Genomic DNA, 1,671 nt, shown 5'->3' with positions numbered 1-1,671 from the left:
GGCAACCCCGGTCGTCCGAAGAAAGAAAAATTCAAGCTACCAAGAACAACGAAGTCGGAACAACCGACAACGACTCAAGACCCGCCAAACACATTCGACGCCCCCACACTATTGGTAGCCTCCACCACCGGATTGCTGATCAGCAAAGCATCCACCACCGGCCCCAGCTTGCTCCCCGTGGAAGACCACTTGTCCTGCGCAATCGACCCCATCTTGTAAGAAGCGCTGCCCACCACCCGCCCCTCCTTGCGCAGGGTCACCGAGGCAAACGTCAGGTAGGGCATATAGGCATTGCTGAAGGTCTTCATGTCCCATTTGACGAATGCCGCATACGCCAGCGTCATCGAACAGCTGCCCGGCTGGGTGCCGGCGTCATAGACGCGGCTCGGCACGCCGTGGCGTTGCAGCTCGCTTTGCAGGCTGGGGACAAAATCGCTGAGCCCCACCGCGCCGTTCCACTCGATGCAGATCTCCTTGATCGGCGCGTGCGCGAAGACGATGGGATTCTGCGGCGTGGCCGGCGTCATCGACGAGACGCCGGAGATGGCGGAGCCGAGCAGGTTGGCGGCTTCCACGATCGGACTGGGCGACATGACGACGCAGCCGGACAGGGAAAATGCCGAAGCGGCGCAGACAGAAGCGAAGAGAATTTTGATCATGGCGGCGACCGGTTCGACGATGAGTGAAATTCATCATATCCGCCGATGTTCCCGGACTAGCGCGCTTTTACCCTGATTTACGCCACGCCGGACACGGCTTTACACTCGCCGGTTTTCTGTAGCCTGTCCGCGACGGTGGCACAATGGTCGCTCTGATTTTTCAGGAGAAGCATCATGCGCGCCTTGCTGCCCACGACCGTCGTCGCGTTGTTCGCGGCGACCACATTCAATGTCCACGCCGACACGCTCAAAAACGAAACCGAAGTACGCCAGCTCGCCGACAAGGTCATGGCCGCCGCCGGCAAGGGGCAGACCGACGACGCCTACGCGGCGATGACGCCGTACACGCTGACCGACGTCAACACGCTCGACCGCGCACGGCTCGGCGCACGCACTTCGCGCATGCAACTGGAGCAATACATCGGCGGGTCGGTGGGCTACGAGTTCATCCGCAGCGAAAAGGTGGGCGAATCGCTGCTCAAGCTGGTCTATATAGAGAAGGCCGAGAAGCAGGCGATTCCCTGGCAATTCATCTTCTACAGGACCAGCTCGGGCTGGGCGCTGAGCAACTTCAGCAATGGCGACAACATCAACAGCTTGTTTACACGCTGACTACGCAAACGCACGCAACGGACTCAGATCGTCGCTGATGATTTCGGTAGCGACGCCGGCGATCTTGTCGGCGATCAGGCGACTCGAGCCGCAAGCCGTAGTCCAGCCGTTGGAGCCGTGGCCGGCGTTGAGGTAGAGATTGGAAAACGCGGTCGCGCCGATCAGCGGCGCGCCGTCCGGCGTCATCGGACGCAGCCCGGCCCAGTAGCTGATGCCGCTCATGTCGGCGCCGCCCGGGAACAGCGAACTCAACGACTTCACTGCGGTGGCGCAATCGCGCGGCGTCACTTTGGTATCCCAGCTGCCGATCTCGGCGGTGCCGGCGGCGCGGATGTGCGACCCCATGCGGGTGATCGCGACCTTGTAGTACTCATCCATCACGCCGCTCTTCGGCGCCCGC

At 61.7% G+C, this 1,671-nt stretch carries 3 protein-coding genes; 1 reads left to right on the top strand and 2 read right to left on the bottom strand.

All coding sequences use genetic code 11. The features are described 5' to 3' along the window. Positions 1 to 74 precede the first annotated feature (74 nt). Positions 75 to 659, bottom strand: coding sequence for a hypothetical protein (locus HLUSI_RS0107560; RefSeq protein WP_016833396.1), 585 nt, complete (start codon positions 657 to 659; stop codon positions 75 to 77). Positions 660 to 833: 174 nt separating this feature from the next. Between HLUSI_RS0107560 and HLUSI_RS0107550 the strand changes: the two genes are divergently transcribed. Next, positions 834 to 1,271 (top strand): hypothetical protein, encoded by a 438-nt coding sequence (locus tag HLUSI_RS0107550; RefSeq protein WP_016833394.1) that lies wholly within the window; start codon positions 834 to 836, stop codon positions 1,269 to 1,271. On the opposite strand, the gene HLUSI_RS27510 is transcribed toward HLUSI_RS0107550, so the two are convergent. Next, positions 1,272 to 1,671, bottom strand: a 400-nt coding sequence (locus HLUSI_RS27510) for an FAD-dependent oxidoreductase (RefSeq protein WP_040503263.1), incomplete at its 5' end; no start/stop codon positions are given.

The organism is Herbaspirillum lusitanum P6-12, from assembly GCF_000256565.1.
In the GTDB taxonomy this organism is placed as follows: domain Bacteria; phylum Pseudomonadota; class Gammaproteobacteria; order Burkholderiales; family Burkholderiaceae_D; genus Herbaspirillum; species Herbaspirillum lusitanum.
This window is presented reverse-complemented; position numbering and strand designations above follow the sequence as displayed.